A 21,966-nucleotide genomic window follows, 5' to 3' on the forward strand; every position below is an offset into this window, starting at 1 on the left:
TTCATCGCGCACTCACGGGTCAGAGAGAGCGCTCGACGCGCCCGGTTCGGGAGTCGTGGGATGGCCTCACCAGTAGGACGCTCACGACCGTCCCCACCATGAGGATCAGGATGATGAGGAGAAGCCTCGACACGACGGCGTCTGCGATGACCCTGACAAACATGACGGAAACTCCAGGGACGATTTCATAGTTTGAGAGAGCTCACCATGCGGTAGCCAGGGTGATGTTGTTTACCACGCCGCCGACGCCGCGGATGCTTTCCGCCGCCACCCTGGCCGCCGAGCATTCCAGCTCCGTCTCGACCTCTCCCCTCAGGGTGACTGCCCCGTTGGAGACGGTCGCATTGACGATGGGGAACCTTATTTCGAACTCGGTTTCCAGGCGGCCACGAACGGCCGTCCCTAGGGCCTCGTCGCCGGAAGCAGTACACTGCCGTCGAACATCGAGAAGCGCTCGCATCAAGTCGTGACGGCTGATTATGCCGGCGAGTCTGCCGTTCGGTGTTTGATGTCGTGGGCCTGCAGGAGTTCTGCGAGCTGGCTCGCGGTTGCGCTCGGGGCGGCGCTGACGACGGGCGTCGACATCACGTCCTTGACGCGCCAGCTTCGGGCCTTCACATAGTCCGCCAGTGCATCTTCGCGGTCGCGCGTATGCGGTACCGCCCGTCTCGCCCAGGATGACGCCACCCGGCGCAGCAGGTCTCCCCGGTGACGATGCCGGTGAGCCGCCCTTCGCCATCGATGACGGGCACCGCGCCGATCTTGCTGGCGTTGACGATCTCGACGGCTTCCCTGACGTTGTGTCCCTCGTCGAGCGTCGTCACGGGGTCGTCATGATGTCTCTAGCAAGCATCGCGCTGTCTCCTTTTCGATCGGACAATTACGGAGCCAACTTGTTGAGCGCATTGACGTGGATCAAGGCAGACACGAAGCCGCGGGAGGCATTCTTCACGCGTCGTCGTCTCTGAAGCCTTCCGACGAAGTGCGGCGTCAGGCTCGCCCGCATTGCAACTTATTGAGGATCGAGGCGTTACGGTTCGGTCTCGTCCTCGCGCGGCGTACCAAATTCTTCCCGCGCCGTCGCAAGGAGTCTTATGCAGCAACCCGTCAAGCTGGTATCCGTCGGCACCGCCGTTCCGCCACATGTCATCGACCAGCGTGACGCGGCGCGAGCCTCGCACACCGCGTTCTCATCGCGATTTGACGATTTCGAAAAGCTGGCAAGGGTGTTCGAAACCTCGGGAATTCGGCGCCGCTATGCCGTCCGGCCGATCGAGTGGTATCTCGAGACGTCGGGATGGCCCGAACGAAACCTCGCTCATATCGAGGGCGCGGGTGCAATGTTCGTCGCCGCCGCCAGCAAAGCTCTCGTGTCGGCGGGCATTGCAGCAGGCGATGTCGACACGATCGTAACCGTCTCCTCGACTGGTATTGCGACACCTAGTCTGGAAGCGAGGGTAAGCCGAGAACTGGGCTTCCGGGACGATGTCGAACGGGTTCCCGTGTTTGGCCTCGGCTGTGCCGGCGGAGTCTCTGGGCTTTCAATCGGGTCACGGCTGGCGGCATCCCGGCCAGGCTCAGTCGTGCTGGTGGTCGCCGTCGAGACCTGCACGTTGGCATTTCGCATGGACAAGCTTACGAAGGCGAACATCGTGGCGACCGCCCTCTTCGGCGACGGGGCCGCCGCCTGCGTGGTGCGTGCTAGTGAGACCGGTCTGGCCGAGGTCGAACTTGCAGGCCAGCATACGTGGCCCGACACGCTAGACATCATGGGATGGAGCGTCGATCCGGAGGGTCTGGGCGTGATCTTCGATCGTGCGATACCACCGTTCGCCGAAACTCATGTGCTGAAGGGCGTAACGTCCATACTCGCCCGATCAGATCTTGCTCCTGCCGACGTTGACCGGTTTGCGTGCCACCCCGGTGGATCAAAGGTTATCACCGCCTTGGAATCGGCGCTTAAACTAAGCCAGGGAACCCTCGACCAGGAACGTGAGGTTCTCTCGGACTATGGGAACATGTCCTCGCCAACCGCGCTGTTCGTACTCGAGAAGCTTCTTGCGCAAGGACTACCCAGGAGAACTGTCCTGACGGCGATGGGACCGGGCTTCACCCTTAGCTGCCTCTCGTTGACGGCTGCAGCATGACCCGGCGATCATTCTCCAGGACGTATTAAGATCGCATCGTTTGCAGAACGAACAGGACTCGAAACAGATAGCTGACGCTGCAAAGGCTGCGATTGCCGTGGGACACCCCAAGTCGAAGGCGAGGTTGCCACCTCGCACTCGAATCCTTTCTCCTGCGTGCCGGCGTAGCTGCGGCAGTATGGCTGGTGGTAGTCGCTACCCAATCCGGTCCTCTGTCGCACTAGGAGGAGCGTGCCCAGCGCCAATTCTGGATTTCCGGCAAGTCTTCTCCACGCTCCCGTACGAACGCCCGGTGCTCGTCGAGCTTTGCATGCAAGGCTGCCGTCACATCTGGCACCTTTTCGGCGAGGCCGGGCACGCGCGCGATCGGTCGCGATGTCTATCTGCGTGTATCTGAACCATGCGATCCAGCCATGGCACTGAATGTGCATCGGCAAACAAAAGCGGATTTACAACCAACGTTGTCAGATACGTCTCCCCCAAGCGGCATTGATGTCTCGGGGCCAGTGTCTCTCGATTACGCCTGTCATCGATCGCCGACCTCGGCAGGCCACAAGGAGTGGGAAACTTTGATCTCCTACGCACTTTGCTCATCGCTTCCCATTCCTAGCTGCATTGAAGCGTGGGGCAGAGTGACTTCAAATAGGCGCTTCAGCGGAGTCCACCGACCGAGGCACTGGATGTTCGCAACCAACTGCCGCTTTTCCGGAAGATGATGAGTTAAGGTGGCAGGAAACGGAATAAGACTGGTTGACGAGAAGCCCGGGAAAAACAACAGAAACTGGTTCGAAAGTTCTTGTTCGTTCATCAGCGCTTTTTGTTGGATTGTGAGAGCACGGATCCTGCCAACTGCTTGGTAGCAGTGCTGTATTTCGTGCTCGATAGAACCTGCGAAGCCTTGTCCTCCATCGCAGCTCCTGTCTGCTTTGAGGTGCCCGCCTGCAAGGGCTCTGTTGCAAGATCGACTCCGACTATGTCCTGATGTACCCGGCGATCCGCCCCGGCAGCTACGTCCTCATTTCCGTGACCGACACCGGCACCGGAATGACGTCCGATGTGATGGAGAGGGCTTTCGACCGTTCTTCACCGCGAAACCGACGGGCTCGGGAACGGGGCTTGGGCTGAGCATGGTCTACGGTTTCGCAAAGCAATCCGCAGGGCACCTGCAGCTCTACAGCGAACTTGGCGAAGGGACGACGGTGCGCCTCTTTCTTCCACGCGCCGACGCCGGAAAGGATTCTCATCCGAACGAGCAGCGGGCTGAGGAAGCCCCGCCTCGGGGCACGGAAACTATCCTGGTGGTCGAGGACGACGCGAGAGTTCGCCGAGTGACGGTCAGCCGCCTGCAGACGCTTGCCTACTTCGTGATCGAAGCTACGAACGGGATCGACGCGTTGAAGGAGCTGGAGGCGGGGCATGACGTAGCGCTCCTGTTCAGTGATGTGGCCATGCCGGGAATGAACGACGACGAACTGGCCCGGAATGTCCGGGAGCGCTGGCCGAGGGTGAAAATTCTCCTGACGTCGGGCTTTTCTGAACCCCATGCCGCGGACAAGGAGATCGAAGCGGGCGCCGGCTGGCTGAAGAAGCCGTACACTGCATCGGAGATGTCGACCCGTCTCAGGCTGCTGCTCGCCGCGAGGCCTAATAGCGATTCTGCTCGACAGCAGGATTTCAATTTAGAAAAATCAAACCCGAACCTCAATCGCGCTGCCGTTGCGGGGACTCATATCTTTCTTCGCGGAAGATCCCAGCCTACGTCGCCACCCAAGGTCGCTCTCCAAGAACATCAATGGTCGCCTTGTGCTCGCGACGGAGGCTCTGCAACGGGTGGTGCGGAATTTCGTTCCGAAGACGAGATCTGCGCGCAAGTCGATCAAGGAAATTGGGCTCTATGCGAAGGGCGCTCAGCGGCGCCCTTGCTGCTGAGTGTGGGCAGAGCAGTAATGTCTAGCCAATCCCGATATTCGATCACCCGACCGTCAGTCGGTCGTCGAGAGTGCTGATCCCTGGAGCGGACCATGCAGCGCGCTCCGCCGCCTGCCGTTCCGACCAGGTCTTCACCTTGCCGGAGAGGATTACCTTTCTGCCTTGGACGTCGATTCTGATTGCATCGGCCTCAAGAGCGGCGTCGCGCTGGAAAGCATCCTCGATGCGTTTCTTGACATCCACCGCCGTAATATGCGGCTTCAGCTCCACTAGGTTGGACACCCCTACTACGCCGGCGAGATCCCGCACGGCGTCGTAGGCCGCGTTCTTTTGATATTGCCACTCGACCTCTCCCCGCAAGGTGATCCACCCTTTGAGGACCCGCACCTGCACCGAATCCTTTGGCACGGAAACGTTCCAGTCGAGCATTTTGACAGCGCGCCGGGCGATGTAGTCGTCGTCTGTTTCCTTCGGCCCGAAAATCCGGACCTCGATATCGGCAGCTATTCCGCGCACGCCCTTGACGCGACTAACCACGCGCTCTGCGGCTTCTTTCTCCGCGTAGGTGCGCACGTGACCAGTCAGTGTGACGATCCCGCTATCGACCGCGACGCCGATATCAGCCGCGTCGATGCTGGGCTCGAATTCCATTTCGTCGAGAATGTTCTGTCTGAGTTGAATGTCGTTCATGACAACCTCCTTCAGGTTTGCGACGTGCCGATCGTGACAGCGCCGCAGATTTTCGTCGTTGATCTTCATCAAGCACGAGAGCGACCTTGGAATTTCAGCGGACAGAACACGGTCTGCGGGCTGCTACTGGGTCTGCACGTCAGCGGCCACGAAGAGGCGGTGGCCGTTCCTCACGACGGTGATGAGAGCACGGGCATGCTCCTTCACGAGTATTGAGAGGAGTTGCCCGACGTCCGTCACCGGCTGCTGGTCGAGAGCGACGATAACGTCGTCCGGCTGCAGGCCGGCCTGTGCCGATGATTGCACTGTGGCGTTATAACATATTGCCAAAGTCTATTTATGGGAACTGCAGTATCGAAGCCAGAAGTGCACCTGTGTTGTGGAGTCGTTAGCGGCCGTAGCCGCGCCATGACCAATTCAAAATCAGCATCGAAGGTCACCATTCCGCCTTTAGCGTCATCACTGGCACAGATATTCCTGATACTCTGTGAAGCACATCTCGCCGCTCAGTTAGAAGCGTATAAGCGGATACGGCGGAATGGCGGGGACTCCATATAGTGCGGGATCAGGCGTTGTTACACACGTGGAACCAGGATGCTGAGCGCGAACGATTCGTACGGCGCGATGAGCCTGCGCCATTAGTGCACGTCGCGCGAGGCCCGCCGCTTTATTTGATATTCAAGAGCAACGGCACCTAAGACTTATGTTCGAAAAGGTAATGACGCTAACGTGATATCGACGATCGACATAAGATGGGATCGCGATGCGCCATCGCGTGCGAGGGTCGACATGCCCTGCGCAACAGCCATGATGAGCCCCGCAAGCGCTACCGGATTTACGTCTGGGCCTATTTCGCCTTTATCTATGGCGTAGGAAATTCGAATCAGTAGCTGTGCCTCAAGATGGCGCCTGATGCCGGCAAGCATCTCCTGCAGATCCATCGAGTCTTGTGAACAGCTTATGACCGACGTTGCCAGCAAGCAGCCCCGAGGGGTTTCCTCTCCGGTAAACTTGGTAGCCGCATTGACAAGCAACTCGTGGACGACCTCCGTGAGCGACTTTCCGTCGCTGACCACGTCCTCAACTGCCGGCCCGCTCGCGAGATAGAGTTCGACAGCCTCCAGAAACAACCGCTTCTTGTCTCCGAAGGCGGTGTAGATGCTCGACGGTTTGACCCCGAGCGCGGCGGTCAATGTGGCGAGAGATGTCCCTTCATAGCCGTACCGCCAGAACAGCACCATCGCCTTTTGGAGAGCAGCATCCCGGTCAAAGGACAGGGGCCGTCCACCCTTCCTAGGCGCATGATAAAGGTCGTCAATCATAGTGATCATTATTAAACTCTTGACGGCTGTGTTCAAGTCCCATAAATGTGTTTCCTAGTGATTGATAGGAAATTAAGATATGCAAAAGCTTACTGGGAAAGTCGCGATCGTGACCGGGTCGTCGAAGGGCATTGGCGCTGGCATTGCTGAGCGCTTGGCTGCGGATGGCGCCTCTGTAATCGTGAACTACGCCCGATCGTCGGACATGGCGCAGGCCGTCGTCGATAGAATTACGGCGGCTGGCGGCTCCGCATTCGCAATCAAAGCCGACATCTCCAACCCGGCCGAAATTTCGTCCCTCGTTCGCGCTACCATCGAGAAGTTCGGAAAGTTGGACATTCTCATCAACAATGCGGCTGTCTATAAAATGGACAGCCTTGAAAGCCTAACCGCTGCGAGCATCGACGAGCACTTTGCTCTTAACGTGCGCGGCCTTCTTCTTATGACGCAGGCCGCGGCTCGCGAATTGGGTGAAGGAGGCGTGATCGTTAATATCAGCTCCGGAATGGCGCAAAGTCCTTATCCTACTGTGCACGCTTACTGCTCAACGAAGGGAGCGGTCAACACGCTCACGCGGTCTCTCGCGCTTGAGCTGGGATCTCGCAAGATTCGGGTAGTAGGGATCGCCCCCGGTTTCACCGCCACGGAAGGCAACGCCGATATCCGAGACGTTGCGTCCGATGGCTACTTGATCGGTAAAACGCCGCTAGGTCGAATAGGCGAGCCTACTGACATCGCCGCAGCAGTCTCCTTCGCGGTATCTAGCGACGCGGATTGGATAACGGGAAGCACGATCGACGTCGCGGGCGGCATGATCTTTTAGATATTACCATCGAGCGACCGCGCAACGGTCGTTCTCAATGCGATCGAATTCTATTATCCTGGGTCAAGGGATAGCACGCAGTTAAACTCATGGGGTCGTCCAATCGCAGCCGGGCGCGTCAATAGTAAGTTGTGTCGAAGCAGCGCTTCCGGGTGCATTGTTGTCATCGCGTTCCATATCGCTCGCCGCATGAAGGAGCTTGCCGGCCCGAGCGAGATCACCTTCACCGTCTTCGACGAGATCGGCTATGCCGAAGCGGCTCCGGCTCAGTGAGCCGGCCGTACACTCATGTATGATCGCCCGGATATGTCCGGGTCGATCTTAGGGACGCTTGAGTTCGCCAGCCGGTGCAAGATTTATGGTGAAAAATACAATAATAATGTGCACCATTGTGGCAACCTGGGGGAACGACATGAGGAAACTTTTAATTGGACTTGCCGCCATCGTCGTGTTGGTCTGCGGTGTAGCTGGGACATATCTTTATCATCTGTTTGAAGAGCGGAGACTCGAAGAGACACTTGCGTTGCAAGAGCGCTCGCTGGCCCTCACCGAAGCCATTCTACAAACCGGGGCCAAGCCAGACGACTGGAGCAACCGCATCTTTCTACCCGAGCGCGCGCTGAGAGGACTTGTAAGCGGGCTCAATGGGATCGAACGCGTCGTTCGCCTCGGCGATAAGGATCCCGAAGGACACTATGATGGCGCAGTCATAGTGCGGGTCGAAGAAGCGGTGCTGAGCACGAACGATGGCTCATTTCATGCCAAATTATCGCTTTCCGCTCATTATCAAGCCGATAAAAAGACGTCTTGGTGGGCAGGAACGACAGCATTTGCTGAACTCGATACCATGCTCCTTCCGCTGCCCGACAAGGACGACAAAGGCCGGAACGCAATCCGCCTTCATCTCGTCCCGTACGCAGTTAAGCCTAAATTCAATTGGGGAAATTTATCATTAAGTTCGGGGGACCTCTTAGCCGAACTAATCGCCGACGGAGCTTTTACGGGTTGGGGCAAGGAACTCGTTATTCCGGGGCCAAGCATTGTGAGTGACTTAGAACTGGACATTGGCAAAGCGAATTCCAGTCACAACAAGTTCGAAGTGAGCGGCGGGTATGATCTTGCGATTAAGATCAATCGCGACAAGCTTCATAGAAGCATTGCAGCCGAAATCCCCGTATCGACGACAAACGGCATTTGGATGCTCGGCGGAAAAACTATCGACGAGGTCTTCTCGCACTTGGCCGAAACAAAAGAAACGACTTCTGAAGCGCTTGAGCGCCGCAGGAAATCGGTTTCCGACCGTCTGCGCCCTTTCCGCGACGATCGCGATCTCGTCTATGTCCGAATCCACAATACTCCGATTTTAGAGATGGCTTCAGAGCTCCGTCAGGCAACGACGGGCTCGATCAGCAGTTCCAATGCGAGCGGAGAGATCGCTCACCCAGCCTTGCTGAAGGACGACCTCTTAGGTGAGGTCAGCCTTGTCGTCACGCCACGTGGGCCGTCATTTCTCTCCGGATTGTTCGACGTTCAGCCACCAGACATCAAGTGGGTGCCTGGGGTTGGCCTTCAAACCGCACTTCGAGTAGATGCAAGCCTGAAAGTGGAACTGCACACCCACACGAATGCCGCCTTTGTTGGAGGAGGTTTTGGCAATGATATCGATCTTCACGCCAAAACGTCACTCGATCTTCCAGTCTCGATAAAAGTGGCGAAGCAAACGGTCGCCGCCGGCTCGGCGATTGTTCTGATACCCGAGCTTGCCTGCCGACGTATAACCATTGGCGTTACCCCGAGCGCGCCTAGCGACATCGCGGCGAATGCGTGGCTTACCATTCATCAGTTGAGGATTGACGTTGAGCGCAACATCGGCGGCGGGAAACAAGCGCCTTCAATTTTGATCTCCAGCCTCCCGACATTCTACCCCTTCGGCAAAAACGAGGAGCCAAGGCCCGACGAACGCGAGTATACGAACTTCGGTCGCAGAGGTGTTGAGGTCGCATGGGATCCGAAGGACGTCGTGGTGGGGGCGGATTATCTTGAGCTCTCCGCAGGTTACTCGATAGTTCCAAAAACGGGTGATGCGGGTCCGGTTTCGAAGGAACAGTTTGACGCTTTCAAGACAGCCCTTAACGAAGCCGTTCCCGCTATTGCCTGCGAGCCCGATGACAACTTCATTCTTAAGTCTTGGAATGTCACGCTACTAGATAAGAACTTGCTTGCCAAAGCAATCATGGACGCCGTTCGGGCGGGGCAGCATGTGGCGGAGGAAACGAAAAAAGAATTGACCAAGCTCTACGAGCGGCCTTTCGACTCCCTCAAAGATCTTCCTGACAACGCCTGGCGGGAGGGGACGAAAGGCGTTCAGGGCGCAGTCGACAACGCCAAAGCTGCAGCAGATGCCGCCGCGAAGGCTGCCGCCGATCTCGCGAAGGGGATCGCCGATGCCGCTCAGAAAGCAAAGGATGATCTTGAGCGTTCCGATCTTAACCCTGGGAATTGGCATTGGTGACACTATCAGTTCCGCGAAACTTCGACCAAGTTCTCTTTGTCTGAACGCCGATGTAACTGCACCACCCGAAGAGAGCGAAATAGACGTATATTTGTATCGGTTGATAGATCCACGGCATATTCCCGGTGACGTCTCCGATACAAAACATGCTCGGTGATCCGGAAGCATACCTAAGAGCCCGTCTCGAAAGGGTTGAGTAGCTGGCGCGGTCGTGATTCCGAATTGGGTGTCGAAGCCTAATCGGAGAGACCTGATGTGGACGCCAGCTACCCGTCGCCAGCATAACCGAGAAAGCCTGCGTTATGAAACCGATCTGACGGATCGCGAGTGGAATTTGATTGCGCCGATGATGCCGGCTGCGGCGAAGACGGGACGTCCGCGCGGATGGCCGCTGCGCGAGATCATGAATGCAATCTTCTATGTCATGCGCGGCGGCATCGGCTGGCGGCTTCTGCCGTCCGACTTTCCGCCGAGAAGCACGGTGTTCCGGTGGTTCTGCCGGTTCCGCGACGACTGCCTGTTCGAGAAGATCAATCACCAGCTTCTGATGCAGGATCGGCAGCGATGCGGACGCGAGGCCTCGCCCACGGCCTCGGTCATCGACAGCCAGACGGTCAAGACCTGCGAGAGCGGCGGGCCGCGCGGCTATGATGCGGGCAAGAAGATCAAGGGCCGCAAGCGCCATGCACTGGTCGACACCGACGGTCGGGCGCTGGTGCTGTTCCCGCATCCGGCCAATATCCAGGACCGCGACGGAGCGGGCCCGGTGCTGCAAGCCTCGCGGCGGCCATTTCCATTTGTCGGCAAGGTCTTCGCCGATGCAGGCTACCAAGGCCCGCGCGTGGCCGAAGCCACGTCCATTGCAGTCGAAATTGTCAGGCGAAAGCCCGATCAGATCGGCTTCGCCGTGCAGCCGAGGCGATGGGTGGTCGAGCGCTTCTTCGCCTGGATCAGCCGTAACCGCAGGCTATGGAAGGACGCCGAGGCGACCATCGAATCCGCCACCGCTTTCCTCTACGCGGCAGCCGTCATGATCCTCGTCAGACGCATCGCACGCCAATCATGACCAGTTTCGGCACGGACTCTTAGTGGCACGGTTTTTTACCTGCTCAGTGCCGACCATAGCTCTGTCGAGGTTTTTAGACGCAAATGCTCGTCACCCTTGAGATCTCCATGATCTCTTTGAAAAGTACCCGATTGCCCTATCGTCCAAGAGGTCAGCTTCAATATTGAAAGCCGCCGCCACGATGTCGTCCATTTCCTTGGCTCGATCAACCGTTGCGTAACGCGCTTCGAGCCTTTGCTGTTGCAGGTCTATGGTGTCCTTCCAATAGCGGGTGCCTTTTATATCTGCGTGTGTGTCAACGAAGCGGGCAAGGGGTCCCCCGGCCCCCCAGCCAACGAAACCTGGACATGCGCGGCAGAACTCGTAGAGTTTTTCGTCACGAGTCGCGATCCACACATCGTGCTCGATCACTCCAAACATGAACTGCTCTCGTGAATTATTCACGATATCAGCGGCGGAGATCAGTTTTAGGTCATTAGCACCGTTCAGCGCGATACGGTGTAGCTCTTGGACCCGGGTCAAGCCTTTGGCGCCGCCCTTCTTCAGTTTCGTGAAATTGTTCACAGTGGCCGACTTCCGCGTCCTCACAACGTCAGTCATACCCTTTTCAGGAGCGAATACGTATCGCGCGATCGACAATTCCTTCAGGCTGATGAGGTTAAGGACTTCCTCGCAGTAGTCGATGTAGAGCGTGAATTTTTCAAACCCGTCCAACGCTTCCAGGCGATAAATAATGTTTAAGGCCAGCAGTGACGCATAAGAGCAGGCGATGGTCGTCTGACGCTCCGGTGATAGTGCACTGAAGGCCTCGGGCTCAAAACTTTCGCCGGCGAAAGGAACCTTCACTGAGTTAGGGTCATCCCGGAACTTGGGCAGGTAGTCTCTGCAAAACCTTTCGAACGCAGCCTCGACCGGAGCCCGTCGCCCCGGCGGAAGCTCCTGGTAGGCAGCAGCAGGCGATATGAAAACGCCGTATTTTGACGTCGTCTCGATCAACCTTGCCAGATCGACAATGCCTGCGTCTTTCAAGTCCTTATGCCGCTGCGATCCGTTATACGCGATTTCAATCGTCAGCAGGATGTTGGTGTCCACCATCACATTTGTCTGCCTTCGGTTCCGGTAATTCTCGCGGATTAAGCCTTTGTTGATCTTAATTATTTCGGGAGAGCTGGAAGAGGATTTGAAAGTGTGTACGGTCATATTCTCTGTTTCTGCATTGAGCGTCTATTCATTTGCCCGGTCGCCATACATTCGCCACCGCCAATACACCTAAGTAACAACCTTACGTTACTAATTCTCTAGGTTCTTGGGCGACGAGACGAGCTTCGCTCGCAGGTCCGGACTAATCATCACAGTGCCTGAACACTGCGCGACGTTCTCAGCGAGAGCGTCGCATTGCGGGAGCCTAAATTCTCATTCCGTTCGCCCTTAGCGTATGCTTCGCACGCCTCTTGTTCCCCCAATAAACGACGAGTTTGGTGAGTGGTACACGACGCTGATCGAGGCCGTTCAGGACGATATTGTAAGGGCAGTCGGGGCTTCTAGAAGCCAAACGGCAGCAACTTCCTTTCCCTCCCCTTCTCATCCGACACCTTGCACAACAGAATGGCCCAGAAGGCCGTGCCCGCAAGATGAAGCGACAAAGACAATTCTCGAAGACTTGGCGCTACACGAGCTGCGCGTGGCCCGAAAAAACTCAGCAGGATCTGGCACGCGCACTCTATGTGAAGCAGCCGGCTGTCGCAAAGCTGGAGCAGCGTGGCGATATCTATGTCAGCAGCCTGCGACGCTATATGGAGGCTTTGGGCGGCACGTTCGAGATCACCGCGAAATTCCCCGACGCCTCGGTCAACATCTAGATTTTCAGCGAAGTGGCCACTGAGAAGTAACATCGCTTTGAACCAATAGCGCCTCCGACCAGACATTTACCCAGATCGCTCAATGAAAATTCCGGCTCTTCACCTTCAGCGTATCGATATGAAGATCGGGTGTGAACATGTCCCGCGGAACGACCGGCTTTAGCCGATCACGTGAATCCGGCCCACCCCCATGGGCAAACTCGTCGCCTCTCCCGGTCGGCAGCCTGAACTCCGTATCTCGATCGGCAAGGCCAACCAGATCGGCTGAGAGATCGAAGAGTTGCTGGGCGACGAGATGGACCACCTCCCCTTCTCGCTGGATCCGCCCGTTGATCGCCATCATTGAGGATCCCAGTACGATACGCCGACGCTTCTCGAATAGCGACGGCCACACAACGACGTTGGCCGGACCCGTCTCGTCCTCGATGGTGATGAACATCACACCCTTGGCCGATCCCGGCTTCTGCCGCACCAGCACGAGTCCAGCGGTGTAAACCCATCGGCCATCCCGAGCATTCATCGCCTCGGCACAGGTGATGATATTGCGTACCGACAGGCCCTTGCGCAGAAAGGCGACCGGATGCTGGCGCAAAGTCAGCCCGATGTGGCTGTAGTCCTCGATCACGTTGTGGCCGTCGTTCATCTGCCGAAGTGCCACCTCCGGCTCCTGTTGCTCGGCAATTGCTGTTGCCTCACGTTCGGCGGCGGCGGCAAACAGGGGTAACGGCTCGTCGCGCAGCGCCTTGATCGCCCAAAGCGCATCGCGTCGTTCGAGTTTCAGCGATGGCAGAAAGGCGTCGGCCTCCGCGAGTTGAACAAGCGCTTCGGTCGGCACGCTAGACCGGCGCCACATGTCATCGACTGAGGCGAACGGGTTGTTCATGCGCGCTGCAACGATCCGTGCGGCGTCCGCGACAGCCAGCCCTTTCACCTGCCGAAACCCGAGGCGCACAGCATGACGATCGCTGCCTCCAATCCTTTCCAGCGTGCAGTCCCATCGCGAGCGGTTGACGCAGACCGGCCGCACCTCGACGCCATGCTTGATCGCGTCCCCGACGATCTGGGCCGGAGCATAAAATCCCATTGGCTGGCTGTTGAGAAGGGCTGCACAAAAGACGTCGGGGCAATGGCACTTGATGTAGTTCGAAGCGTAGGCAATCAACGCAAAGGAGGCCGCATGACTTTCCGGAAAGCCGTATGAGCCAAAGCCCTCCAACTGCGAAAAGGTCTTTTCGGCGAACTCGGCCGAATATCCGTTCTTGACCATGCCTGACACCAGCTTGTCCTTGAAGCGCGAGACGCCGCCGGTGAACTTGAAGGTCGCCATGGATTTGCGCAGCTGGTCGGCCTCACCACCGGTAAAGCCGGCACAGACCATGGCGACGCGCATCGCTGACTCTTGAAACAGCGGCACGCCAAGTGTCTTGCCGAGCACCGCCTCCAACTCGGGTGTCGGATACTCGACGGGCTCCTTGCCTTCGCGACGACGGAGATAGGGATGCACCATGTCGCCCTGGATTGGGCCCGGCCGCACGATCGCCACCTGAACAACGAGATCGTAGAACGTGCGCGGTTTTAACCGCGGCAGCATCGCCATCTGCGCACGGCTTTCGATCTGGAAGGTGCCGAGCGTGTCAGCCTTGCGGATCATTGCATAGGTCGCCGCATCCTCTTGGCTGATTTTCGAGAGATCAAGATCCTGCCCTTTGTGCTCGCGGATGAGATCAAAAGCCTTGGCCATGCAGGTGAGCATCCCGAGCGCCAAGACATCCACCTTCATGAACTTCAGAGCCTCGACATCGTCCTTGTCCCATTCGATGATCTGCCGGTCTTTCATCGTCGCCGGCTCGATCGGTACAAGATCGTCCAGCCGGTCATGGGTGAGGACAAAGCCGCCGGGGTGCTGGCCGAGATGACGCGGCGCGCCCATCAGCTGCTGTGCCAGTTTCAGGGTGAGCGCTAAGCGCCGGTCGTCCGGGTTGAGATTGAGTTCCCTGATGTTTCGGTCGGGAATTTCTTCCGACCAGGACCACATGCCTGACGACAGCGCCTTGATGACATCTTCAGGCAGGCCAAGCGCCTTGCCGACATCGCGGATTGCGCCCTTGGCCCGGTATCGGGTGACGGTCGCACAAAGTGCCGCCTTCTCCTTGGTATAAGTCTTGTAGATCCACTGGATGACCTCCTCGCGCCGTTCGTGCTCGAAGTCGACATCGATATCCGGCGGCTCGTCGCGTTCCTGGCTGACGAAACGCTCGAAGAGGAGATCATTGGTCGAGGGGTCGATCGATGTGATGCCGAGAATATAGCAGACGGCGCTGTTGGCCGCCGATCCCCTGCCCTGACAGAGAATGCCCTGGCTTCTGGCAAAGCGCACGATCGAAAACACCGTCAGGAAGTACGGCGCGTATTTCATGGTGCGGATGAGATCGAGCTCGTGGCGTACGGTCTTCAACACGTCCGGCGGCAGACCTTCCGGGTACCGGTCCGGCGCACATTCCCAGACATAATGCTCGAGAGACGCCTGGGCGTCCTTGCCCGGAACGATGGCTTCCTCCGGGTACTGGTAGGTCAGCTCCTCAAGCGAGAACTTGCAGCGATGCACGATTTCCAGGGTTCGCGCGAGTGCTTGCGCGTAGCGCGGAAACAGGCGTGCCATTTCCTCCGGTGGCTTGAGGTAGCGGTCGGCGTGGCGTTCGCGCTCGAAACCGACATCGTCGATCGTGGTGTTGTGCCGGATACAGGTAACGATGTCCTGCAATTGCCGCCGGCCCGGCTCATGAAACAGCACATCATTGGTGACGACGGTTCTGACCTTGAACCGAGCCGCCATGTTGGAAATCTCATGCAGCCGCAACTGGTCGTTCGGTCGCCGACGCAGACAGAGAGAGACGTAAGCGCGATCACCAAACAGCTCAGCCATTTTTCGAAGCTGGATCGCGCAAAGATCATCCGGCAGATCCGGCACCAAAATGCCGATCATCCCCTCGGAGTAAGCGACGATATCGTCCCAGTGCAGGATGCAGTTGTTCTTGCCGCCGCGCGATTTGCCCAGCGTGATGAGGCGCGTCAGGCGCGAATAGGCGGATCGGTCCATCGGATAGACCAGCACAGACATCCCATCCGCGAGATCGAGCCGACAGCCGACGACCAGGCGCAGACCCGTGGCGCGAGATGCTTCCAGGGCGCGGACGATCCCGGCCAGCGAATTGCGATCGACGACGCCGAGTGCTTCGATGCCGAGCTGTTTCGCCGTCTCGAACAATTCCTGTGCAGAGGAGGCGCCGCGCAGAAAGGAAAAGTGGGTCGTGACCTGCAGCTCGGCGTAGCTCATGCGAAGATCCCGTGGCAGAACCAGCGATGGGACCCGGTCTCGGGATCCACTCCGTCGCCGGAGCGGAACACCCACAGGCGCTCGCCTGCCTCGTCCTCGATGAGAAAGTAGTCCCGCACCGCCTCCATCTCGGCGTCACGCTGCCACCACTCCCCGAAGATGCGTTCCGGGCCGTCGGCGCGTTTGACCTTACGGCGCTTGCCGCGCCAGACGATGGAAACAGGCGGCCGGTCCGGCATCAGCGCAATCGCCTCGATCAGTTCGGGTCGTGGCAAAAGCCGGACTGGACGGCGCCAATGGCTCACCCAGGCAACAGGGATCGGTTCAGCAACGGGACTGATCCGCCGGACGGAACGTTCCGGCACATCGGATGCAACCGGCGCGACGCGATAGACCCGCTGGCCCCGATTTCCATAGATATCGATGAGCGGTGTCACATCGGTGATGTCATCCTCGACCAGAGCAGAGACTTTCTGCGCCTCCTCCAATGGCTCTACCATGACGGCGACAAGGGTGAGCCTCTCGATCCCGAAACCCGGCTCGATCTTTTCCGTCCGGTCCCGAAACAGTTTCGTCAGCCAGGCAACGTCGCGGGCAGGTTTGGCAGTGCCTGCGCGAATGGCTTGTCTGGTGCCGTCGACCTTCTCGACGATCAGGTCGGCGCGGCGCACCCCAAGGCCGCGCTTCTGAAGCTCATCGACCAGTTGGACGACGAGGCGGCCGACATATTTGTTGATCGTTTCGGCAGCGCCAATTGGTTCAGCGAAGGCTTTCGAGACTTCGACCAGCTCAGGCGTCCGGATTGGCTTGATCGGCTCGGCGATGCGACAGAGCATCTGGTCGAGACGGCGCCCAACCTCCGGCCCAAAGCGCAACGTCAGCGGCGCGCGCGGGGTATTGGCAAGCTCCCCGATCGTCTGAAATCCGAGAATGCGGAGATCGCTGACAATCGTTGCCGGCAGGCGCAGGAGCGATATAGGCAGCTTTTCGACGGCCCGCACTGTCTCACCCGGCGGAATGACAATCGTCTCGCGCTTGATTGCGCGGGCGCAGGCATGGGCTGCACCCCAGCTGTCGGCGACCGCCACGCGGGCAGTCAGCTTCCTGCCCAGAAACTGGTTGGCGATCTTTGTCACCATTGGCAGCTCGCCGCCCTGCAGGTGGTCGGCGCCTTCGGTGTCCATCACGATGCCGTCGATCCCGTCAATCGCGACGATCGGCGAATAGATTGTTAGTGCCCACAGTGTGATGCGTTCGAGGGCTACCCGATCGGCTTCGATATCCGCGTCGACCATCATCAGGCCATGAAACAGCGACTGCGCCTTTGCCGCCGGCATGCCGACATGCACGCCTGCCACCCGGGCAGCCGGGTCGGCAGCCGAAACCCATCGCTTCGACCCGCTTCTTGCGATCACGGCAATTGGCTGTTCAGGCGAAATGGAGGGATCCGCCCGCCGAATACGATCCGTCGGCAGATCCGGAAGATAGATCGAGACGACCCTTGTCATCACACGCCCTCACGAGAAACTCAGCACACTCACCCGCTTTCACGCGCATCAATTCAAGAAACCATTGAGGCCTGCCCACCCCCGGTACCGGCAGCTCTTCCGATGGCATCACACTGACCCGCCATCTGGTTGTTGACGCCGTCGGCTGGCCAAAATCATTCGCCTCGGTCTGCCGTCGCCATCGCCGGACGGCAAGAGCCATCGTCCCGGTTCGCTCGGCGGCTAGCTGCAATCGGCGGGAACTGACCATCGGCAGGCGGACAAGTTCGCCGACGACCGCTCCGAGACCGCCGAACGACAGTCCCTCCTCCATATTGGCCAGAACATCCTCTTCCCTGTCGGACTCGACAAAAATCACCCGGTCGGGATGGAGGCCCACCTGGGCAAGCGCCGGAAAGAATAGATCCGGTCGGGTCAAACACCAAACGACGGGGCCTTTGGTTCGCGCGGCAATGCCGGCCACACAGAGTGCCGCCGCCGCGCCATCAACAGTACCGGAACCGCCGCCCGCGAACTCATGCAGCGCTCCATGGGCGAGACCACCGCCCGGCAGGACCGCATCGATCTCCGACAGACCGAAGGGCAGACAGCCGGCACGTCTGGCCTGCGCACCCTCCATTGATGCGATGCGCTCGCGCAGATTGGCGATCACATCGGAAACCTCCTCAGGGGCCCTCGTGGCACGGGCAGCATTCATCGTTCACGGCTCCCTTCAAGGTCGCGTTGGCGGGATCGACATCATGTCGGGCGGGCGATATGTTCACTATCTGTTCTTGTGCCAGCAAAGAGTCAAGACACATTGAGCGTAGGAATATTCGCCTAGCATTAGCGATCTTGAAGATTGCGAACGGAATCAATCGCGTAAGGCCGAAAAGAATTTTTGGCGCAGTTTCCGGGCGTTTGGGCCCTGCCGGTGGATAGCGGGGAAAGAAGTCAGTTCGTCGCAATGTTCTTAAGCTTTTTGTGCTGCACTTCAGCCATGACAAAGCCTCCCAGGTCAAACCCACCTAGAACAAAGCCGCTTCTTCGTGACGGCGAAGCTCCGATCCGCTCGAAGCCACGCAGGAAACGCAATCCGGCACAGCCACAGCTGCTTTTCGATCCCATGCCCGATCGGGTTGAGCCAGCGCTGGCTGAGCTGAAGGCACATCCGCCAAAAGGTGATCAGTGGAGCTGGGAGCTGAAATGGGACGGCTATCGCCTGGCGGTCCATATCGAGCCGCAAGGTGTGCGCATCCTTACACGTGGTGGCCATGATTGGACGCATCGCTTTCCTGATATAGCAGAGGCCGCTCGGGCGCTCGGGCCGGCGACGATGATCATCGATGGCGAGGCGGTGGTGCTTGACCAAGAAGGGCGACCGGATTTTGAGCTGCTGCAGCAATCGCTCGGCGCTTCTGGAAAGGCCGCTGGCAACCGCGCCTCGGACGCCATTCTCTACGCCTTCGATCTAATTTATCTCGACGGCCATGATCTGCGCGGGATCGAATACCGCTCGCGCCGGCATCTTCTTGAGGATACGCTCACCGAGAAAGATGGCGCCATCCGTCTTTCGGAGACGTTCGACGCGGATCCCGCTGTCCTGCTTGAGAACGTTTGCCGCCTTGGTCTCGAAGGCATCGTCGGCAAGAACCTCGATCAGCCCTATCGCTCCGGCCGCACCGGCGACTGGGTGAAGGTCAAATGCGTTGAGAGCGAAGCCTTCATGATCGTCGGCTATGAGCCATCCACGGCGTCGCTTGGCGGCTTCGGGTCTCTCGTGCTTGCCGCCTACCGCGACCATGATCTTGTTCATGTTGGGAGCGTCGGCACGGGCTTCAAGCAAGCCGAGATGGATAGGCTGCGCAAGACGCTCGACAATCTGCGCTGGAAGCAAAAGCAGCCACCTGTGTCCTTCGCCGGGAAAGCTGACATCGTCTGGGTCGCGCCGACCTTGATCGCCGAGATCGAGTTTCGGGCCTGGACCGGAGACGGCAAACTGCGGCATCCATCCTACAAGGGCTTGCGGGAACGTCAGGACAATGCCGACGTCTTCACGCTCGACTAGCGAAATCGGTATCGTCCGTTAGATTGTCTTCCACGACCTTGCGAACGTGGATGGCGTTGGATGTGCAATCTCTACCGGATGGAAGACAAGGACTGGGTCGCGAAGTGGGCCCAGGATGCCGAAAGCCTGATCAATCTGATGCCGGCCTATCAGATGAACCCCGACCAGATGGGGCCGGTCGTCCGCAACACGGCTGACGGAAGAAAGCAGCTCGTGCATGCGCGCTGGGGCCTGCCATCGCCGATTTTCGTGCAAAAGAAGGCTGCGGAAGCTCGGGCGGAGAAACTGAGAGCCAAGGGTCAGGCAGTCGAAATGGACGAGCTCATCCGCATGGAACCGGACCGGGGCGTGACCAATGTCCGCAAGCTTAACCTTCCCCACTGGACACGATGGTTTGGCATCGAGCATCGATGCCTGGTCCCGGTCACAAGCTTTGCCGAACCGGATCCGGCAAGCCAGGAAACCGGCGGCAAGGTACCCAATACCTGGTTTGCCCGCGATGAGGCGAAATCGCTGATGTTCTTTGCGGGCATTCATGTGCCGCAGTGGAAAAGCGTGCGGAAGGTCAGGGACGGCCTGACCACTGACGACCTCTATGGGTTTCTCACCACGGATCCCAACGATCTCGTCAAGCCCATCCACGAGAAGGCCATGCCGGTACTGTTGCTGACAAAGGAAGAAACCGACATCTGGATGCGGGCGCCTTGGGACGAGGCAAAGCACCTCGCTCGACCACTACAGAATGATGCGCTCATCATTTCTTCACGCGAACCATACGGATCTACGATCGTGTCGAAATCCGGAGAGCCGGTGGAACAGGGTAGTCTGCTTTGACGCCTGATCTCAGACCACGAATCTGTCGTAAAACGAAAAAGCCTGCAGCGGGAGGAGGTGCGGCAGGCTTTTCGAAAGAATTGAACAACGGCTGGGAGGAGGAGTGCCGCTGTTCCGTCAGACGTCCCTTGGGAGGAGGGGTGGGTCGCCTGAAACACGAAGCCCTGCGGGAGGAGGTGCATTGCTTCGATGCCCTGAGGATACCAGAGGCTTCTTTGATCGCCAGCATTCAGATCGCAATGCAGCCATGCGTATGCTGCATTGCAACATAAATCTTTTGCTTATTTTTCGGCCACTATGATGAAGGCACAGCTTTCTGCGTACTCGGCTCAAAGCCGAGAACGAACTCGATCACCTTGGTGGATGACATTTCGCACGGCTTCAGCAGCGAGCCTGATGCAGCCAATCGATAGAAGTTGAAGCTGATGATATCTGTTCCGCCAAGCTCCTCGCCATAGAGCCAAGTCCGCTTTCCGTCCTCCGACCGCTTGACGGTCACGCCCCATGCTCGACCACCGAAATTCCCGTGAATATAGCCGTCAGATAGTCTGGCAAGCGCGGCTTCAAATGAGGCAGAAACAGCAGACGCTTCTTTGCTGGAGGTCAGGGCGCCAGGCATTCGTCACAAATCCCACAGCCATCGTCATCCATGCTCGATGCCGGGCGCAACTTTCGACAGCAGGGACAGATTGCTGCGTCCGGAGTGCAGGTGTCTTCCCGTTCCGGCGGAAGAATTTCGATGCACACCTTCGACACCATATCGGCCGCGCTTTGATCCATGGCGATGCTCCAATTCAGGCCCATACCAGAGATAGTGAGCATCGACGCCTGCACAAGCCGGCAGGTTGCTGCCAGGAGCGTGCCGATCCCAGCCATATCGTCGAGCGACCTTCTTGACGATCTCCTTGCGACCTTGTTCATTCCTGTCATGTTCAAGCCCGCAAACGCCGTGCAGATCAAAGTTTCCATCGACGAGATCCAGCCGCAAGTCTGGCGTCGGTTAGTCCTGCCCATCGACTGGAATCTTCAGCACCTGCATCTCGGAATTCAGGCTGCCTTCAACTGGTGGAACTATCATCTCTACGAGTTTCGGATTGGTGGTCTACGCTATGGTGATATCGAGGTCCTCACAGAGGACGCGACCGACGACGATCCTCGCGTCTTCGATCAGACAGAGGTTCGCTTGCTGGACTTTGAAGAAGGTTCTGTCTTCAGCTATAACTATGATTTCGGGGATGGCTGGCGGCACACCGTTGCGGTCGAGGAATTCCTGACACTCGCGCCTTCGCCAAAACAGGGAAGCTGCATTGCTGGCGAAAGGGCGCGGCCACCCGAAGATGTTGGCGGCGTTTCCGGCTATGAGCGCTTCCTGGAGATCATCGCCGACAAGGAAGATCCGGAATATACTGAAACTATCCGGTGGTGCGGCGGCTACTTCGATCCGGAATGGCTCGATCTTGCGGTGGTGGACAAGGATCTCCGCAACGCTTTGCGCTCGTCAAACGGCGCCTGTACCAACCAAAACCCAAACCCATGTCCACGAAATGAATTGGATGAGGTTCAAGATAGACGCCTTGAAGGGATATGAACCAACGACCCGCCAGAATTTCGGATGCAAGGCGGTAAATAAATCAGCCAGATCAAGCATCTGGTCTGCTATGGGCTGTCCGGAAGGGGACCGCAACCTGTCAGGCCGTTTGTTGGAGTGCAGCGGGTAAAGCAAACGTTCCGCGTTGAGAGCGGCTCGCTCACGCTCCTCAGGGGCCATTTGCGACAACCCTCGATGCTGCGCTAGAGCTTCGCCGAAGCGACCATTCGCATACTTGCTCGCTTTATGATCTTCAGTCGGGCATCAGGAAATAGAATTCCTAGGTGCAAACGGACAACCGGCGCGA

At 58.3% G+C, this 21,966-nt stretch carries 23 protein-coding genes; 10 read left to right on the forward strand and 13 right to left on the reverse strand.

The features are described 5' to 3' along the window. Positions 1 to 19 precede the first annotated feature (19 nt). The 3 genes from EV130_RS32775 to EV130_RS30095 all read right to left on the reverse strand — a co-directional run bounded on the left by EV130_RS32775 (position 20) and on the right by EV130_RS30095 (position 824). The gene (locus tag EV130_RS32775; RefSeq protein WP_010033181.1) at positions 20 to 163 is read right to left on the reverse strand and encodes a hypothetical protein; all 144 of its coding nucleotides are present in this window, start codon (positions 161 to 163) and stop codon (positions 20 to 22) included. 39 nt (positions 164 to 202) lie between these two features. Beyond that, complete coding sequence (locus EV130_RS30090) at positions 203 to 460, reverse strand: BON domain-containing protein (protein ID WP_004674366.1); 258 nt, start codon at positions 458 to 460, stop codon at positions 203 to 205. A gap of 154 nt (positions 461 to 614) precedes the next feature. Further along, positions 615 to 824 carry a CBS domain-containing protein gene (locus EV130_RS30095; RefSeq protein WP_008534154.1) on the reverse strand — a complete coding sequence of 70 codons (210 nt, stop codon included), beginning with the start codon at positions 822 to 824 and terminating at the stop codon, positions 615 to 617. A gap of 270 nt (positions 825 to 1,094) precedes the next feature. Here EV130_RS30095 and EV130_RS30100 point away from each other — a divergent pair, with 270 nt between their 5' ends. Continuing rightward, positions 1,095 to 2,147 (forward strand): type III polyketide synthase, encoded by a 1,053-nt coding sequence (locus EV130_RS30100; protein ID WP_004674362.1) that lies wholly within the window; start codon positions 1,095 to 1,097, stop codon positions 2,145 to 2,147. Positions 2,148 to 2,367: 220 nt separating this feature from the next. On the opposite strand, the gene EV130_RS32785 is transcribed toward EV130_RS30100, so the two are convergent. Beyond that, complete coding sequence (locus tag EV130_RS32785; RefSeq protein ID WP_257784652.1) at positions 2,368 to 2,505, reverse strand: hypothetical protein; 138 nt, start codon at positions 2,503 to 2,505, stop codon at positions 2,368 to 2,370. 769 nt (positions 2,506 to 3,274) lie between these two features. Between EV130_RS32785 and EV130_RS30110 the strand changes: the two genes are divergently transcribed. Next, the gene (locus EV130_RS30110) at positions 3,275 to 4,153 is read left to right on the forward strand and encodes a response regulator (RefSeq protein ID WP_004674359.1); all 879 of its coding nucleotides are present in this window, start codon (positions 3,275 to 3,277) and stop codon (positions 4,151 to 4,153) included. Here EV130_RS30110 and EV130_RS30115 read toward each other — a convergent pair. The 3 genes from EV130_RS30115 to EV130_RS30125 all read right to left on the reverse strand — a co-directional run bounded on the left by EV130_RS30115 (position 4,119) and on the right by EV130_RS30125 (position 6,124). Further along, on the reverse strand, positions 4,119 to 4,766 hold the full coding sequence (locus tag EV130_RS30115; RefSeq protein WP_004674356.1) for a BON domain-containing protein: 648 nt from the start codon (positions 4,764 to 4,766) through the stop codon (positions 4,119 to 4,121). The two genes, EV130_RS30110 and EV130_RS30115, sit on opposite strands and share 35 nt — an antisense overlap. 123 nt (positions 4,767 to 4,889) lie before the next feature. Next, entirely contained in the window at positions 4,890 to 5,072 is a 183-nt protein-coding gene (locus EV130_RS30120; protein ID WP_010030806.1) for a PDZ domain-containing protein, read from the reverse strand. Positions 5,073 to 5,467: 395 nt separating this feature from the next. Then, entirely contained in the window at positions 5,468 to 6,124 is a 657-nt protein-coding gene (locus tag EV130_RS30125) for a TetR/AcrR family transcriptional regulator (RefSeq protein WP_018247134.1), read from the reverse strand. Positions 6,125 to 6,167: 43 nt separating this feature from the next. On the opposite strand from EV130_RS30125, the gene EV130_RS30130 reads away from it, so the two are divergent. The 4 genes from EV130_RS30130 (at position 6,168) to EV130_RS30140 (ending at position 10,489) form a co-directional block, all read left to right on the forward strand. Then, positions 6,168 to 6,911: an SDR family NAD(P)-dependent oxidoreductase gene (locus EV130_RS30130; protein WP_018247133.1), complete on the forward strand. Its 744-nt coding sequence runs from the start codon at positions 6,168 to 6,170 to the stop codon at positions 6,909 to 6,911. Positions 6,912 to 7,040: 129 nt separating this feature from the next. After that, positions 7,041 to 7,184, forward strand: a complete 144-nt coding sequence (locus EV130_RS32790) for a hypothetical protein (RefSeq protein ID WP_155774532.1) — start codon at positions 7,041 to 7,043, stop codon at positions 7,182 to 7,184. Positions 7,185 to 7,323: 139 nt separating this feature from the next. Then, positions 7,324 to 9,423: a hypothetical protein gene (locus EV130_RS30135; RefSeq protein WP_225881307.1), complete on the forward strand. Its 2,100-nt coding sequence runs from the start codon at positions 7,324 to 7,326 to the stop codon at positions 9,421 to 9,423. A 253-nt stretch (positions 9,424 to 9,676) separates the two neighbouring features. Beyond that, positions 9,677 to 10,489 (forward strand): IS5 family transposase, encoded by an 813-nt coding sequence (locus EV130_RS30140; RefSeq protein WP_018247132.1) that lies wholly within the window; start codon positions 9,677 to 9,679, stop codon positions 10,487 to 10,489. Between the two features lie 90 nt (positions 10,490 to 10,579). Here the strand turns inward: EV130_RS30140 and EV130_RS30145 are convergent, their stop codons facing one another. Further along, positions 10,580 to 11,689: a hypothetical protein gene (locus EV130_RS30145; RefSeq protein ID WP_018247131.1), complete on the reverse strand. Its 1,110-nt coding sequence runs from the start codon at positions 11,687 to 11,689 to the stop codon at positions 10,580 to 10,582. Between the two features lie 431 nt (positions 11,690 to 12,120). On the opposite strand from EV130_RS30145, the gene EV130_RS30150 reads away from it, so the two are divergent. Beyond that, positions 12,121 to 12,348, forward strand: coding sequence for a helix-turn-helix domain-containing protein (locus tag EV130_RS30150; RefSeq protein ID WP_004680466.1), 228 nt, complete (start codon positions 12,121 to 12,123; stop codon positions 12,346 to 12,348). Positions 12,349 to 12,427: 79 nt separating this feature from the next. Here the strand turns inward: EV130_RS30150 and EV130_RS30155 are convergent, their stop codons facing one another. The 3 genes from EV130_RS30155 to EV130_RS30165 are packed head-to-tail and all read right to left on the reverse strand — an operon-like array spanning position 12,428 to position 17,887. Continuing rightward, complete coding sequence (locus EV130_RS30155; RefSeq protein WP_004680467.1) at positions 12,428 to 15,682, reverse strand: error-prone DNA polymerase; 3,255 nt, start codon at positions 15,680 to 15,682, stop codon at positions 12,428 to 12,430. Further along, the gene (locus EV130_RS30160; protein WP_004680468.1) at positions 15,679 to 17,190 is read right to left on the reverse strand and encodes a Y-family DNA polymerase; all 1,512 of its coding nucleotides are present in this window, start codon (positions 17,188 to 17,190) and stop codon (positions 15,679 to 15,681) included. Before EV130_RS30160 ends, EV130_RS30155 begins: the two co-directional genes overlap by 4 nt. Further along, on the reverse strand, positions 17,111 to 17,887 hold the full coding sequence (locus tag EV130_RS30165) for an ImuA family protein (protein ID WP_004680469.1): 777 nt from the start codon (positions 17,885 to 17,887) through the stop codon (positions 17,111 to 17,113). Before EV130_RS30165 ends, EV130_RS30160 begins: the two co-directional genes overlap by 80 nt. A gap of 282 nt (positions 17,888 to 18,169) precedes the next feature. On the opposite strand from EV130_RS30165, the gene ligD reads away from it, so the two are divergent. Beyond that, positions 18,170 to 19,237 (forward strand): non-homologous end-joining DNA ligase, encoded by a 1,068-nt coding sequence (gene ligD / locus EV130_RS30170; protein ID WP_018247130.1) that lies wholly within the window; start codon positions 18,170 to 18,172, stop codon positions 19,235 to 19,237. Positions 19,238 to 19,297: 60 nt separating this feature from the next. Next, positions 19,298 to 20,071, forward strand: a complete 774-nt coding sequence (locus EV130_RS30175; protein WP_010031308.1) for an SOS response-associated peptidase family protein — start codon at positions 19,298 to 19,300, stop codon at positions 20,069 to 20,071. Positions 20,072 to 20,366: 295 nt separating this feature from the next. Here EV130_RS30175 and EV130_RS30180 read toward each other — a convergent pair whose 3' ends face one another. Together EV130_RS30180 and EV130_RS30185 are read right to left on the reverse strand one after the other, a co-directional pair. Further along, entirely contained in the window at positions 20,367 to 20,690 is a 324-nt protein-coding gene (locus EV130_RS30180) for a hypothetical protein (RefSeq protein WP_004680472.1), read from the reverse strand. Then, complete coding sequence (locus tag EV130_RS30185; RefSeq protein WP_165918594.1) at positions 20,675 to 21,040, reverse strand: hypothetical protein; 366 nt, start codon at positions 21,038 to 21,040, stop codon at positions 20,675 to 20,677. The genes EV130_RS30180 and EV130_RS30185 overlap by 16 nt, the downstream gene beginning before the upstream one ends. Between EV130_RS30185 and EV130_RS30190 the strand changes: the two genes are divergently transcribed. Continuing rightward, positions 21,021 to 21,659 carry a plasmid pRiA4b ORF-3 family protein gene (locus EV130_RS30190; protein ID WP_245305025.1) on the forward strand — a complete coding sequence of 213 codons (639 nt, stop codon included), beginning with the start codon at positions 21,021 to 21,023 and terminating at the stop codon, positions 21,657 to 21,659. The genes EV130_RS30185 and EV130_RS30190 overlap by 20 nt on opposite strands. The last annotated feature ends 307 nt before the right edge of the window (positions 21,660 to 21,966 follow it).

It is taken from the genome of Rhizobium azibense, from assembly GCF_004342325.1.
GTDB classification, from domain to species: Bacteria; Pseudomonadota; Alphaproteobacteria; order Rhizobiales; family Rhizobiaceae; genus Rhizobium; species Rhizobium etli_B.